This is a genomic window from Streptomyces sp. DH12 (assembly GCF_020873895.1).
In the GTDB taxonomy this organism is placed as follows: domain Bacteria; phylum Actinomycetota; class Actinomycetes; order Streptomycetales; family Streptomycetaceae; genus Streptomyces.
Map to the genome: position 1 here is coordinate 36,284 of NZ_JAHWGT010000040.1, position 13,695 is coordinate 49,978.

The following is a 13,695-nucleotide window of genomic DNA, read 5'->3' on the forward strand; positions in this document are numbered from 1 at the left end:
ACACCGTCTAATGCACGGGGAGAAAGGCCATACGGGCCAGTCTAACGGGCGCATGCAACTGCTTTACCGGTGTCCGCGGGCCGCCGGACGCGCGATCGGGGCGGGCACCCGTCGGACGCGCAAAACGGGGCACCAGACAACCACCGCGCCGATACTCGGCGCAGGAGCGACGGAGGGTGGTGCCCGCGCCATGCGGTTCGACGACGACGCCGATCTGGACACATCGGAGGTACGGGACGCGCGCGGGGGCGGCGGTCTCCCCGGCGGCCGGGCGACGGTCGGCGGCGGGGTGGCCGGGGTGATCGCGCTCGTGCTGGCGCTGGTCTTCGGCGTGGGGCCCGAGCAGCTCGGGCTGACGGACGGCGGCGCCCCGGACCGCCCGGCCGCCTCGGCGGCGGGCGACCTCGACGCGGCCTGCCGTACGGGGGCGGCCGCCAACGCCCGGGAGGACTGCCGGATCGTCGCCGTCGTCAACAGCGTGCAGGACTACTGGCGCGGAGCCCACGCGCGGGCCGGCGAGCGGTACACGGACGCCCGGACGGTGCTGTTCACCGACCGGGTGGGCACGGCGTGCGGGGCGGCGACCTCGGCGGTCGGGCCGTTCTACTGCCCCGCCGACCGGCAGGTCTACCTTGACCTGGACTTCTTCGGGGAGCTGCGCGGCCGGTTCGGCGCCTCGGGCGGGCCGTTCGCCGAGGCGTACGTGGTGGCCCACGAGTACGGCCACCACGTGCAGAACCTCGCGGGGACGCTCAGCCGCGCGCAGGACGGGCGGCAGGGCGCCGGCAGCGGCTCCGTGCGGGTGGAGCTCCAGGCGGACTGCCTGGCCGGGGTGTGGACCCGGCACGCCACGACGACCCCGGACGAGCGGACGGGCCGGCCGGTCCTGGCGGAGGTGACCGACCAGGACGTCCGGGACGCGCTGGACGCCGCCGCCGCGGTGGGCGACGACCGGATCCAGGAGCGGTTCCAGGGGCGGGTGAACCCGGAATCCTGGACGCACGGCTCCGCCCAGGAGCGGCAGCGGTGGTTCTCGGTGGGGTATCGCACGGGCGACGCGGCGCGCTGCGACACCTTCGGCTGAGCCGGGCGGCGAGCCCCGGGGCCCGGGTCCCGGGCGGCGGGCCCCGGGGCTCGGGGCGGCTCGGTCAGGCGCCTCCGGTGTGGACCTGGAAGGCGGCGCGGCGGACCGCCTTGGCGAGGGCCGGGTCGGGGTGCGCGGCGGCCAGCGCGACCAGCACCTGGACCGTACGCGGGTGCCTGACCGCCCGGACCTCGTCGAGCAGCGCGGGGACGGTGCCCTGCACGGCGGACTCCAGGTGCCGCACCAGCAGGTCGCTCTCGCCGTGGTCGACGACGGCGGCGGCGGTGTCCACCCACAGCCAGGTCGCCTCCTCGCGGGTGAGGACGTCGGCGGCCTCGTCCGGGTCGGCCCCCTCGTGCTCCGCCAGCCACAGCAGGGCGTAGGGGCGCAGCGGCGGCTCGTCGACGGCGGTGCGGACCTCCGCCTCGGCGGCGCCGCCGACCACGCGGAGCGCCTCGAAGGCGAGCCCGCGCAGGAGCGCGTCGTCGCCGCGGGCGACGGCGAGGAGCTCGGCGACGGCGCTGCCGACGGGACGGGCGGCGAGCCAGGCGCGGTACTCGGCCCGGGCCGGGCCGGGGGTGAGCCGGACGCAGCCGCGCAGCATGTCCTCGGCGGACTGCTCGATGTGGCCGGCGGGGCTCTGGGCGGCGACGCAGATCTGCTCCAGCTTGACCCACACCGCCCAGTTGCCCAGCGGGGTCAGGGTCGCCTGGCCCTCGCCGAGGGTCAGCGCGCCGACGGAGGCCAGCCCCTCCAGCGCCCAGTCGAGCAGGCCGGGCAGGGCGTCCGGACCGGTGTCCTCGGCGGCGGAGCGCTCCCGCCGGGCGTGGGCCCGGGCGCGCGCCTCCTCGCCCGCCTGCCCGTCGGCGGCGAACGGCACCTCGCAGCGCTGCTCGCGCAGCTCGGCGACGCGCTGGCGGAGCAGGTCGAGCAGGGCCGGCACCAGCACCGGTCCGGCGGAGAGCTGGAGGAGCGACAGCACCTGCGGGACGGCTTCCACGACCTCGGCGACCGCCGCCGGCTCGGCGTCGCGCGGGGCCGGGTGGGCGAGCGACCAGGCGTCGAGGAGCGCGACCCAGCCGCGCAGGGCGGCGGAGTCGTCCCGGTCCCAGGCGCGCAGCCGCCAGCCGGGGCGGACGGTGTCGCCGTGGATCTCGACGAGCCCGGCGAGTCGGGCGCGGTCCCAGGCGGTGCGCACCTGGGCGGGGGTCAGGGCGAGGGCCGCGGCGGCCCGCTCCCGCGCGGAGGCCGGGGCCTCGACGGTGACGGGGCCGCGGTTGACGGCGGCCCAGCGGGCGACCCGTACGGCGTCGGCCAGGACCCGGCGGGCCTGGCGGGCCAGCTCCGCCCGCGGGGGCGTGCCCTCCGGCGGGCGCGGGGCCGGCCGCGTCCTGCGGTCGGCCACCGCCCGCCGGGCGGTCGTCGCCAGCGACCGGGGACGGACGAGTCGGAGTCTGGAGTTGCGCGCCAGTTGCTCATCGGGCTTTCGAGACGTCACGGGGGCAGTCTTCCCGCTGACGGCCCGAAAGCCCAAACGGAATGGGACGGTCGCGCTCAGACGAGCGGGACGAGGAAGCGGCGCAGGGCCTCCTCGTAGCGGTCGGGGTCGGCGTTCCACATCGCGCCGTGCGGTGCCTGCCGGACGGTGTGGAGCGTGACGAGGCCGGGGCGAAGCTCGGCGAGCCGGCGGCTGGGGGCCCAGGGGGCGAGGGTGTCGTCGGGGCCGTGGACGACGAGGGTCGGCACGTGCAGGGCGGCCGGGTCGGCGGCCTCGCGCAGGGCGTCGCCGTGCGGGCCGGTCCTGCCCTGGGCGGCGCGGACGGTGAGGGGCAGCAGGGCGGCGGGGACGCGGTGGGCGGTGGCGAGGGCGCGGACGGTGGCGTCCCAGTCGAGGACCGGCGAGTCGAGGACGAGGCCGGCGATCCGGTCGCGCAGGCCGCCCCGGGCGACGGTGTGCAGGGCCATGGCGGCGCCGGTCGACCAGCCGTACAGGATGACGCGCCCCGCGCCGCGGCGCAGGGCGTACCGGACGGCGGCGTCGACGTCGTGCCACTCCGAGCCGCCCAGGTGGCCCACGCCGTCGGCGGGGCGCGGGGCGCCGGGGTCGCCGCGGTAGGAGACGCCGAGGACGGGGAGCTGGGCGGCGTGCAGGAAGCCGAGCACGTTCAGGGGGTGCTCGCGGGTGGTGCCCAGGCCGTGGACGGCGACGACCCAGGTGGTGCGGTCGGCGGGGACGTACCAGGCGGGCAGGGGGCCCAGCTCGCCGGGGACCTCGACGTCCTCGTGGTCGATGCCGAGGGCGGAGGCGGGGGTGCCGGTGTGGAGCTGCGGGGTGAGGCGGACGCGGGCGCCGGCGCCGAGGGTGCCGTGGTGGACCCGTTCCAGGCGGCGCACGACGGTGTCGGGGCTGTGCGGCACGTCGGGCAGGACGGGGCCGACGACGGCGTGGACGCCGGGGCCCCGCAGGCCGTACACGCCGGGGCGCTGGGAGGCGAGGCCGCGGGTGAGGACGACCCGGCCGGGGCCGGTGGCGTGCACGGTGAGCCGCGGCTCGCCGGGGAGCGGGCGCCCGGGGCGCGGGCCGAGCGCCCTGCCGCTGGCGTACCGGCCGGCCGCCACCGCGGCGGTGCCGGCTCCGATCACTGTGGCGGCGACGACGGCCGCACCTGTACCCGGGCGCATCGCTCCAGTGTCGGCACGGCGGCGGATCGATGCCAGTGGGCGCGCGGCCCGGGGGTGACGGGTCAGTGGGGCCGGTGGCCGTAGCCGCGGAGTCTGCCGGCGGCCTCGGCCAGCTGGTCCGGGGTGAGGAGGCTCGGCGTGCGGCCCGGGTGGGCGGTGGCGGTGAGCCAGACCCGGCACATCCACTCCAGCTGGGCCGTGCGGTCGTACGCCTCCTCCAGCGTCGCGCCGTACGCGAGGGTGCCGTGGTTGCGCATCAGGCAGGCGGTGCGGTCGGTGAGGGCGGCGAGGACGTGGTCGGCGAGCTCCCGGGTGCCGTAGAGGGCGTAGGGGGCGACGCGGACGGGGCCGCCCAGGGCGCCGGCCACGTAGTGGACGGGCGGGAGTTCGTCGACGAGCGTGGAGACGGCGGTGGCGTGCACGGCGTGGGTGTGGACGACGGCGCGGGCGTCGGTCGACCGGTACAGCGCCAGGTGCGTCGGCAGCTCGCTGGTGGGCGGCAGGACGCCGCGGACCTGCCGGCCGTCCAGGTCGACGGCGACGGTGTCGGCGGCGGTCAGCCGGGTGTAGGGCACGCCGCTCGGGGTGACCAGGACCAGGTCGCCGACCCGGGCCGAGACGTTCCCCGAGGTGCCGACGACCAGGCCGTCGGCGACGGTCCTGCGGGCGGTCTCCACCAGCTCGTCCCACGTCCGCGCCACGGCGTCGGCGCCGGGCCGCTCGTCCTCGGTCATGCGGTGATCCTGTCAGCGGGGGCGTCGGCCCGGAAGTGACGTGTGTCTCGGCGCCGGGGGGTTTCCGCGCCGCGGGGCCCGCAATCGCCGGGCCGACACGTAACCGGAATGCGGGTACACAGGTTGGGTCACCGTGCGGCCTGGAGCAGTTCACCTTCCGTTCACCCAGGTTGCCTACGTTCAGCGCGGTACTGACGTCGAACGATTGCCTGGGTAAATGGAACACATCACGCTGCTGCTCGCCATTGTGGTCGTGACAGCTCTCGTGTTCGATTTCACAAACGGTTTCCACGACACCGCCAACGCGATGGCCACGACCATCTCGACCGGCGCGATGAAGCCCAAGGCGGCGGTGGCCATGTCCGCCGTCCTGAACCTGGTGGGCGCGTTCCTCTCCGTGGAGGTCGCCAAGACGATCTCCAAGGGGCTCGTCGACGAGACGGGGATCCAGCCGGAGGTCATACTCGCCGCGCTGGTCGGCGCGATCCTCTGGAACCTCCTGACCTGGCTGGTCGGTCTGCCGTCCAGCTCCTCGCACGCCCTCATGGGCGGTCTGATCGGCGCGACCGTCGCGTCCGTCGGCGTCAGCGGCGTCAACGGCGGCGTCGTCCTCACCAAGGTCCTGATCCCGGCCGTGGCCGCCCCGGTGGTCGCCGGCGTCGCCGCGATGGTCGCCACCCGCCTCACCTACAAGGCGGGCGCGAACATCGACGCCAAGACCAGCCGCAAGGGCTACAAGGCCGGCCAGATCGCCTCCGCGGGCCTCGTCTCCCTCGCCCACGGCACGAACGACGCCCAGAAGACCATGGGCATCATCACCCTCGCCCTGGTCGCCGGCGGCGCCCTCGCCCCCGGCTCCAACCCGCCCGTGTGGGTCATCGTCTCCGCCGGCCTGGCCATCGCGCTCGGCACCTACCTGGGCGGCTGGCGCATCATCCGGACCATGGGCAAGGGCCTCACGGACCTCCAGCCGCAGCAGGGCTTCGCCGCCCAGACCGGCGCGGCCACCGTGATCCTCGCCTCCTCGCACCTGGGCTTCTCGCTCTCCACGACGCACGTCTGCTCGGGCGCCGTCATGGGCGCCGGCCTCGGCCGCAAGGGCGGCGTGGTCCGCTGGTCGACCGCGACCCGGATGTTCGTCGCCTGGGGCCTGACCCTGCCGGCCGCCGGCCTGGTCGCCGCGCTCGCCGAGTTCGTCGCCCGCCAGGGCGACTGGGGCGTGGCCGTCGTCGCGGCCTTCCTGGTCGGCTCCTCGGCCGCCATCTGGTTCATCTCGCGCCGCCAGGTCGTCGACCACACCAACGTCAACGATGTCGAGGACGCCGGCGACGCCGCCGCGGACGAGCCCGCCGGGGTCGTCACCACCGCCATCGCGGCCGTCACCCCGCCGCCCGCCGGCCCGGTCGCCGCCGACACGGACGGCGACGACTCCCTCAAGACCACCATCCCGGCCCCGGTCGCCGCCTCCGGCGCGGCCCCCACGGCCTCGGTGTAAGGAAAGAACGGCATCGGTATGGACATCGACTGGGCAGCCCTCGGCTCCGTCTTCGGAGTGGGTCTCGTCACCACCGTCGCACTCGTCGGCCTCTTCACCCTCGGCCTCATCGGCCTCTCCCGCCAGGAGCAGGCCGCCGTCCAGGGCGGTTCCGCCACCCTGGCCCGCACCGGCGCGTACGCCTGCTTCGCGCTGTGCGCGGCGGCCGTCGCGTACGGCATCTACCTGATCGTGGCCTGACCCCGCGTCACGGACACCCCGGCCCGGCCGTCGTGAACGGGGCCTGTGGGGCTCCGCACACCGCTCCATCGCAGGTCAAGGGTGAGTTGACGGGCCTTCGCGGCCCGTGGTGGACTGCCCAGGCCATATCCGGCGGCAGGAGAGGAAGCCCGGTGAGAATCCGGCGCGGTCCCGCCACTGTGACCGTCCCGCGCACGCCGCGGGGCGGGAGTCAGGAACTCTCACCGCCGGTCACGTCGAGCCAGGGCGCGGACCCTGAGTGAGGACATTGCGCATGCCCGGCTGCGTTCCCCCCGACACGTCGAGAACCCCGAGCCCCGGCTCGCGGACCCGTGACCGATCCGGCTCGCCGGGCTGCTGACCCGATGCGCAGCGATCGTGTCTACGCCTGCGGTGCCACCGCCGGAATGCTGGCGGACCTCCTCCTCGGCGACCCGCGCCGCGGCCACCCCGTCGCCGCCTTCGGGCGGGCCGCCGGCGCCGTCGAACGCGTCCTGTGGCGCGACCACCGCGGCTGGGGCGCCCTCCACACCGCCGTCTGCGCCGGCGGCGCCGCGGCGGGTGCGGCGCTCGCCGCGCGTGCCGTGCGCGGGCACGGCCCCGCGGCCGTCGCGCTGACCGCCGCCACCGTCTGGTCCGTCGTCGGCGGCACCTCCCTGGGCCGCGAGGCCCGGGCGGTCGCCGGCGCCCTGGCCGCCGGCGACCTGGAGGTGGCCCGCGAGCGGCTGCCGCACCTGTGCGGCCGCGACCCGCAGGCACTGGACGGGCCCGGCGTCGCCCGCGCCGTCGTGGAGTCCGTCGCGGAGAACACCTCCGACGCGGTGGTCGGCGCCCTCGTGTGGGGCGCCCTGGGCGGTGTGCCGGGCCTCGTGGCGTTCCGCGCCGCGAACACCCTGGACGCGATGGTCGGCCACCGGTCGCCGCGCCACCGCCGGTTCGGCTGGGCGTCGGCGCGCCTCGACGACGTCGCCGGCTACCCCGGCGCCCGGCTCACGGCGGCGCTCGCCGTCGTCGCCGGCGGCGACCGGCGCGGCGCCGTGCGCGCCTGGCGCGCCGACGCGCACCGCCACCCGTCGCCCAACGCGGGCCCGGTCGAGGCGGCGTTCGCGGGGGCGCTGGGCGTACGGCTGGGCGGCAGCCTCTCCTACGGGGGGCGGGTCGAGCACCGGCCGGTCCTCAACGGTGAGGGGCGGGCCGTCGAGGTGGCGGACGTCGAGCGGGCGGTGCGGCTCTCGCGCCGGGTCGGCCTGCTGGCCCTCGCGGTCTGCGCGGGCGGGCGGACGGCGTACGGAGCGCTGCGGCGGCGGAAGGGCGGTCGGTCGTGAGGGGTGGGGGGCTGCTCGTCGCGGGGACGACCTCCGACGCGGGCAAGAGCGTGGTGACGGCCGGCATCTGCCGCTGGCTGGTCCGGCAGGGGCTGCGGGTCGCGCCGTTCAAGGGGCAGAACATGTCCCTCAACTCCTTCGTGACGCGCGGCGGCGCGGAGATCGGCCGGGCGCAGGCCATGCAGGCGCAGGCCGCGCGCGTCGAGCCGAGCGCGCTGATGAACCCGGTGCTGCTCAAGCCCGGCAGCGACCGGTCGAGCCAGGTGGTGCTGATGGGCAGGCCCGTCGGCGAACTGAGCGCGCGGGGCTACCACGGCGGGCGGCAGCAGGCGCTGCTCGGCACCGTGCTGGAGTGCCTGGAGGAGCTGCGGGCCACCCACGACGCGGTGATCTGCGAGGGCGCGGGCAGCCCGGCCGAGATCAACCTCCGGCGCAACGACATCGTCAACATGGGCGTCGCCCGCGCCGCCCGCCTCCCCGTCGTCGTGGTCGGCGACATCGACCGCGGCGGGGTGTTCGCCCAGTTCTTCGGGACGACGGCGCTGCTCTCCCCCGAGGACCAGGAGCTGGTCGCGGGGTACCTCGTGAACAAGTTCCGCGGTGACGTGACGCTGCTGGAGCCGGGGCTGGACATGCTGTACGGCCTGACGGGGCGGCGCACCTTCGGCGTCCTGCCGTACGCGCACGGGCTCGGCATCGACGAGGAGGACGGGCTGCGCGTCTCGCTGCGCGGCGCGGTGCGCGAGTCGGTGGTGGCGCCGCCGGTCGGGGAGGACGTGCTGCGGGTCGCGGTCTGCGCCGTCCCGCTGATGTCGAACTTCACCGACGTGGACGCGCTCGCGGCCGAACCGGGCGTCGTGGTCCGGTTCGTGGACCGGCCCGAGGAGCTCGTCGACGCGGACCTGGTCGTGGTGCCCGGTACGCGCGGCACGGTCCGGGCGCTGGCGTGGCTGCGCGAGCGGGGCCTGGCCGACGCGCTGGTGCGGCGCGCCGCCGAGGGCAGGCCGGTGCTCGGCGTGTGCGGCGGCTTCCAAATGCTGGGCGAGCGCATCGAGGACGAGGTCGAGTCCCGGGCCGGCGCGGTCGACGGGCTCGGCCTGCTGCCCGTGCGGGTGCGGTTCGCGGTGGAGAAGACCCTGGCGCGGCCGTCCGGGGAGGCCCTCGGCGAGCCCGTCGAGGGGTACGAGATCCACCACGGCGTCGCCGACGTGCGCGGCGGGGAGGCGTTCCTGGACGGTTGCCGGGTGGGCGCCGTGTGGGGCACCCACTGGCACGGGTCGCTGGAGGGCGACGGCTTCCGCCGGGCGTTCCTGCGGGAGGTCGCCCGCGCCGCGGGGCGGCGTTTCGTCCCCGCGCCCGACACCTCCTTCGCGGCGCTCCGCGAGGAGCAGCTCGACCGGCTCGGCGACCTGATCGAGGAGCACGCGGACACGGACGCGCTGCTGAAGCTGATCGAGTCGGGCCCTCCGGGCGGCCTGCCGTTCGTCGCGCCGGGGGCACCGTGACCGGCCCCGCGGACCCGCCCGCCGCCCGTACGTCCCTCGAAAGGGGTCTTTCGCCCATGGCTTCGGTTCCCTACCCGTTCACCGCCGTCGTCGGAATGGACGACATGCGGCTGAGCCTGCTGCTCAACGCCGTCTCACCGGCCATCGGCGGCGTCCTGGTGCGCGGTGAGAAGGGCACCGCCAAGTCCACGGTGGTGCGCGGCCTCACGGCGCTGCTGCCCGACATCGACGTGGTGGCCGGCTGCCGCTTCTCCTGCCACCCGCAGGCACCCGACCCGCACTGCCCCGACGGCCCGCACGAGCCGGGCACGGGGGCGACGCGCCCGACCCGCATGGTCGAACTGCCCGTCGGCGCCTCGGAGGACCGGCTCGTCGGCTCCCTCGACATCGAACGCGCCCTGGCCGACGGGGTGAAGGCCTTCGAGCCGGGACTGCTCGCCCAGGCCCACCGGGGCATCCTCTACGTCGACGAGGTCAACCTCCTCAGCGACCACCTGATCGACCACCTGCTGGACGCGGCGGCCATGGGCGCCTCCCACGTGGAGCGCGAGGGCGTGTCCGTGCGGCACGCCGCGCGGTTCCTGCTGGTGGGCACGATGAACCCGGAGGAGGGCGAGCTGCGGCCGCAGCTGCTCGACCGGTTCGGGCTCACCGTGGAGGTCGCCGCCTCGCGCGACCCGAAGCTGCGGGTGGAGGTCGTGCGGCGGCGCCTCGCCCACGACGACGACCCGGCCGGCTTCGCGGCGCGCTGGGCGGGCGAGGAGTCGGCGCTGCGGGAGCGGATCACCGCCGCGCGGGCGCTGCTGCCGCGGGTGCGGCTCGGTGACGACGCGCTGCGCCGGATCGCCGCCACGTGCGCCGCGTTCGAGGTCGACGGGATGCGCGCGGACATCGTCATGGCGCGGACCGCGACGGCGCTCGCCGCGTGGGCCGGTCGGGAGGACGTGACGGTCGACGACGTGCGGCAGGCCGCGCTGCTGGCGCTGCCGCACCGGCGCCGGCGCAACCCCTTCGACGCGCCGGGGCTCGACGAGGAGAAGCTGGACCGGACGCTGGAGGAGGCCGGCGGGGACGACGAGCCCGACCCGGAGCCGCAGGGCCCCGACGACGGCGGTCCCGACGGGGGCGGAGACGGCGGCCCCGGCGGGGGCGGCCGTCCGGACGGCGGGGTGCCGCCGCAGCCGCAGGGGCCGCGGGAGGAAGCCGGCGAGGAGCCCTCCGCCGAGCGGCCCGAGCCGGACGGGGCGCCCGAGAGCGACGGGACGCCCGAGCCCCAGGCGCAGCCCCAGCCCTCCGCGGGCGCGGGGCCGGCCGCGGAGCAGGCGCCGGTGAAGGCCGCCGAGCCGTACCGTACGCGGACGTTGACCGTCCCCGGCCTCGGGGACGGCGCCGCGGGCCGGCGCTCCCGGGCGCGTACCGAGCACGGCCGCACCACCGGGTCGCGCCGGCCGCGGGGCGCCCTGACCAAGCTGCACCTGGCGGCGACCGTCCGGGCGGCGGCGCCGCACCAGCGGGCGCGCGGCCGGTCCGGCCCCGGGCTGGTCGTCCACCGCGACGACCTGCGGCAGGCCGTACGTGAGGGGCGCGAGGGGAACCTGGTGCTCTTCGTGGTGGACGCGTCCGGCTCGATGGCGGCGCGGCAGCGCATGGGCGCGGTCAAGGGTGCCGTGCTGTCGCTGCTGCTCGACGCCTACCAGCGGCGCGACAAGGTGGGCCTGGTGACGTTCCGGGGCCGCGACGCGGAGCTGGCGCTGCCGCCCACGTCGTCCGTGGACGCGGCGGCGGCCCGCCTTCAGACGCTGCCGACGGGGGGCCGCACGCCGCTGGCGGCGGGGCTGCTGAAGGCACGCGAGGTCCTGCGTGTGGAGCGGCTGCGCGACCCCGCGCGGCGCCCGCTGCTCGTCGTCGTCACCGACGGGCGGGCGACCGGCGGGCCGGAGCCGCTGCGGCTCGCCGGTCGGGCCGCGGCACTGCACGCGGCGGAGGGTACGGCGGCGGTCGTCGTGGACTGCGAGACGGGGCCCGTGCGGCTCGGTCTGGCCGCGGAGCTGGCCCACGGCCTCGGCGGCGACGTCGTGGCCCTGGACGAGCTGCGCGCGGACGCGATCGCCGGACTGGTCAGGGATGTTCGTACTACGAGGAGGGCCGCTTGATGCCGCAGGGACAGCCGGACGTCGTACCGAACGACGGACTCACCACCCGCCAGCGCCGCAACCGACCGCTGGTGATGGTCCACACGGGCGTGGGCAAGGGCAAGTCGACCGCCGCCTTCGGGATGGCGCTGCGCGCCTGGAACCAGGGCTGGCCGGTCGGGGTGTTCCAGTTCGTCAAGTCCGCGAAGTGGAAGGTCGGCGAGGAGAACGCGCTCAAGGCGCTCGGCGCGACGGGTGAGGGCGGCACCGTCGACTGGCACAAGATGGGCGAGGGCTGGTCGTGGATCCAGCGCGACCCCAAGGAGGGCGAGCAGTCCCACGAGGACAAGGGCCGCGAGGGCTGGGAGCACATCAAGCGCTGCCTGGCCGAGGAGAGGTACCGGTTCTACGTCCTCGACGAGTTCGCCTACCTCCTGCACTGGGGCTGGGTGGACACGGAGGAGGTCATCCGGGTGCTGCGCGACCGCCCGGGGCAGCAGCACGTGGTGATCACCGGCCGCAACGCGCCGGCGGAGCTGTGCGAGTTCGCCGACCTGGTGACCGACATGTCCAAGGTCAAGCACCCGATGGACGCCGGTCAGAAGGGCCAGCGGGGCATCGAGTGGTAGCACGTCTCGTCATCGCCGCGCCCTCCTCGGGCGCGGGCAAGACCACGGTCGCGACCGGCCTGATGGCCGCGTTCGCCGGCCGTGGTCTCGCGGTGTCGCCGCACAAGGTCGGCCCGGACTACATCGACCCCGGCTACCACGCCCTGGCGACGGGCCGGCCGGGCCGCAACCTCGACGCGTTCATGTGCGGGACCGAGCTGGTCGCGCCGCTCTTCGCGCACGGCGCGCGCGGCTGCGACCTGGCGGTCGTCGAGGGGGTGATGGGGCTGTACGACGGCGCCGCCGACCAGGGCGAGCTGGCGTCGACGGCGCAGGTGGCGAAGGTGCTGAAGGCGCCGGTGGTGCTGGTCGTGGACGCCTCGTCGCAGTCCCGGTCGGTCGCCGCGCTGGTCCACGGGTTCGCGTCGTGGGACCCGGAGGTGCGGATCGGCGGGGTGATCCTCAACAAGGTCGCCACCGACCGCCACGAGCACCTGCTGCGGGAGGCGCTCGGCGGGTCGGGGGTGCCCGTGCTCGGCGTGCTGCGGCGGGCGCCCGCCGTGTCGACGCCGTCGCGGCACCTGGGGCTGGTACCGGTCGCCGAGCGGCACACGGAGGCGTTGGACGCCGTGCGGGCGCAGGCGGAGCAGATCCGTTCGGGGTGCGACCTGGACGCGCTGCTGGCGCTGGCGCGCAGCGCGCCGGAGCTGCACACCGCCGCGTGGTCCCCCGAGGCCGCCCTGGCGGCGGGGTCCCCCGCGCCGGACGGGCTGTCACCGGGTGATCGGCCGGTGGTGGCCGTGGCGGGCGGCGCGGCATTCACCTTCTCGTACGCCGAGCACGCCGAGTTGCTGCGCGCGGCGGGGGCCGATGTGGTGGCCTTCGACCCGCTGCGGGACGAGAAGCTGCCGGAGGGGACGCGCGGCCTGGTCGTCGGCGGCGGCTTCCCCGAGGTGTACGCGCCGGAGCTGGCGGCGAACGAGGCGCTGCGCGACGCGGTCGCCGCGCTGGCCCGCTCGGGCGCGCCGGTCGCCGCGGAGTGCGCCGGGCTGCTGTACCTGGCGCGGTCGCTCGACGGGCGGCCGATGTGCGGGGTGCTGGAGGCGGACGCGCGCATGACGCAGCGGCTGACGCTGGGCTACCGGGACGCGGTGGCGCTGAGCGACAGCCCCCTGGCGGCGGTCGGGACGCGGCTGCGGGGCCACGAGTTCCACCGCACGGTCATCGAGCCGGGCGCGGGCGCGGCGCCCGCGTGGGGGCTGCGGCAGCCGGAGCGGCGCGTCGAGGGCTTCGTCCGGGACGGTGTCCACGCCAGTTACGTGCACACGCACTGGGCGGCGGTGCCGGGGACGGCGCGGCGGTTCGTGGAGCACTGCCGGCCGTGACGCTGGTGGTGGGCGTGGGCGCCCGGCGGGGGGTGACCTCGGACGAGGTGTGCGCGCTGGTGCTGGCGGTGCTCCGGGAGGCGGGGCGGCGGCCGGAGGAGGTCGCGGCGCTGGCGACGGTGGAGGCGAAGGCGGACGAGCCGGGGCTCCTGGCGGCGGCGGCGCGGCTCGGGCTGGCGCTGCGGGCCCGCCCGGCGGCCGAGTTGGCTTCGGTCGCCGTACCGCACCCGTCCGCCGCGGCGCTCGCGGCGACCGGGACGCCGTCGGTGGCGGAGGCCGCGGCGCTGGCCGAGGCGGCCGCCCGCTGGGGCGCGGGCCAACTGCTCGTGCCGCGGCGGAAGTCGGCGCCGCGGGCGGCGCGTGTGACGTGCGCGGTGGCGGTGGCGCACGGGGACGGGCGGTTGCCCGCCGGAGGGCGCGGGTACACCCGTGAGGACGCGGCGTTCGGGTTACGGGCGCGGCGTTGACCGCTGATCCGGCGCCGGATTCCCCGTCCGGCGGTGGA

12 protein-coding genes and 1 riboswitch are annotated in these 13,695 nt (G+C 76.7%); of the genes, 9 read left to right on the plus strand and 3 right to left on the minus strand.

Features of this window, described 5'->3' with window-relative positions:
* The first annotated feature begins 190 nt into the window (after positions 1-190).
* A complete protein-coding gene (locus tag LPA54_RS28075; protein ID WP_228982792.1) occupies positions 191-1,084 on the plus strand; it encodes a neutral zinc metallopeptidase in 894 nt (297 codons plus the stop codon).
* Positions 1,085-1,148: 64 nt separating this feature from the next.
* On the opposite strand, the gene LPA54_RS28080 is transcribed toward LPA54_RS28075, so the two are convergent.
* The 3 genes from LPA54_RS28080 to LPA54_RS28090 all read right to left on the minus strand — a co-directional run bounded on the left by LPA54_RS28080 (position 1,149) and on the right by LPA54_RS28090 (position 4,500).
* Positions 1,149-2,489, minus strand: coding sequence for a hypothetical protein (locus tag LPA54_RS28080; RefSeq protein ID WP_228982847.1), 1,341 nt, complete (start codon positions 2,487-2,489; stop codon positions 1,149-1,151).
* A 149-nt stretch (positions 2,490-2,638) separates the two neighbouring features.
* Positions 2,639-3,766, minus strand: coding sequence for an alpha/beta hydrolase (locus LPA54_RS28085; RefSeq protein WP_228982793.1), 1,128 nt, complete (start codon positions 3,764-3,766; stop codon positions 2,639-2,641).
* Between the two features lie 62 nt (positions 3,767-3,828).
* Entirely contained in the window at positions 3,829-4,500 is a 672-nt protein-coding gene (locus LPA54_RS28090; RefSeq protein ID WP_228982795.1) for a class II aldolase/adducin family protein, read from the minus strand.
* Positions 4,501-4,717: 217 nt separating this feature from the next.
* Between LPA54_RS28090 and LPA54_RS28095 the strand changes: the two genes are divergently transcribed.
* The 8 genes from LPA54_RS28095 to LPA54_RS28130 all read left to right on the plus strand — a co-directional run bounded on the left by LPA54_RS28095 (position 4,718) and on the right by LPA54_RS28130 (position 13,657).
* Positions 4,718-5,995, plus strand: coding sequence for an inorganic phosphate transporter (locus LPA54_RS28095; protein WP_228982796.1), 1,278 nt, complete (start codon positions 4,718-4,720; stop codon positions 5,993-5,995).
* Positions 5,996-6,013: 18 nt separating this feature from the next.
* Positions 6,014-6,235, plus strand: a complete 222-nt coding sequence (locus LPA54_RS28100) for a hypothetical protein (RefSeq protein ID WP_228982798.1) — start codon at positions 6,014-6,016, stop codon at positions 6,233-6,235.
* Positions 6,236-6,375: 140 nt separating this feature from the next.
* Positions 6,376-6,456, plus strand: a riboswitch (cobalamin riboswitch).
* Between the two features lie 144 nt (positions 6,457-6,600).
* On the plus strand, positions 6,601-7,560 hold the full coding sequence (locus tag LPA54_RS28105) for a cobalamin biosynthesis protein (protein WP_228982799.1): 960 nt from the start codon (positions 6,601-6,603) through the stop codon (positions 7,558-7,560).
* On the plus strand, positions 7,557-9,065 hold the full coding sequence (locus LPA54_RS28110; protein ID WP_228982800.1) for a cobyric acid synthase: 1,509 nt from the start codon (positions 7,557-7,559) through the stop codon (positions 9,063-9,065). Before LPA54_RS28105 ends, LPA54_RS28110 begins: the two co-directional genes overlap by 4 nt.
* Before the next feature lie 56 nt (positions 9,066-9,121).
* Entirely contained in the window at positions 9,122-11,218 is a 2,097-nt protein-coding gene (locus LPA54_RS28115; protein WP_228982806.1) for a putative cobaltochelatase, read from the plus strand.
* The gene (gene cobO, locus LPA54_RS28120) at positions 11,218-11,826 is read left to right on the plus strand and encodes a cob(I)yrinic acid a,c-diamide adenosyltransferase (RefSeq protein WP_058944222.1); all 609 of its coding nucleotides are present in this window, start codon (positions 11,218-11,220) and stop codon (positions 11,824-11,826) included. Before LPA54_RS28115 ends, cobO begins: the two co-directional genes overlap by 1 nt.
* Complete coding sequence (locus LPA54_RS28125) at positions 11,820-13,190, plus strand: cobyrinate a,c-diamide synthase (RefSeq protein WP_228982807.1); 1,371 nt, start codon at positions 11,820-11,822, stop codon at positions 13,188-13,190. The genes cobO and LPA54_RS28125 overlap by 7 nt, the downstream gene beginning before the upstream one ends.
* Positions 13,187-13,657, plus strand: coding sequence for a cobalamin biosynthesis protein (locus tag LPA54_RS28130; RefSeq protein ID WP_228982808.1), 471 nt, complete (start codon positions 13,187-13,189; stop codon positions 13,655-13,657). Before LPA54_RS28125 ends, LPA54_RS28130 begins: the two co-directional genes overlap by 4 nt.
* Positions 13,658-13,695 lie beyond the last annotated feature (38 nt).

Coding starts and splice junctions, on each gene's coding strand:
- LPA54_RS28075 (WP_228982792.1), top strand. CDS start 191: ATGCGGTTCGACGACGACGCCGATCTGGACACATCGGAGGTACGGGAC.
- LPA54_RS28085 (WP_228982793.1), bottom strand. CDS start 3,766: ATGCGCCCGGGTACAGGTGCGGCCGTCGTCGCCGCCACAGTGATCGGA.
- LPA54_RS28090 (WP_228982795.1), bottom strand. CDS start 4,500: ATGACCGAGGACGAGCGGCCCGGCGCCGACGCCGTGGCGCGGACGTGG.
- LPA54_RS28095 (WP_228982796.1), top strand. CDS start 4,718: ATGGAACACATCACGCTGCTGCTCGCCATTGTGGTCGTGACAGCTCTC.
- LPA54_RS28100 (WP_228982798.1), top strand. CDS start 6,014: ATGGACATCGACTGGGCAGCCCTCGGCTCCGTCTTCGGAGTGGGTCTC.
- LPA54_RS28105 (WP_228982799.1), top strand. CDS start 6,601: ATGCGCAGCGATCGTGTCTACGCCTGCGGTGCCACCGCCGGAATGCTG.
- LPA54_RS28115 (WP_228982806.1), top strand. CDS start 9,122: ATGGCTTCGGTTCCCTACCCGTTCACCGCCGTCGTCGGAATGGACGAC.
- cobO (WP_058944222.1), top strand. CDS start 11,218: ATGCCGCAGGGACAGCCGGACGTCGTACCGAACGACGGACTCACCACC.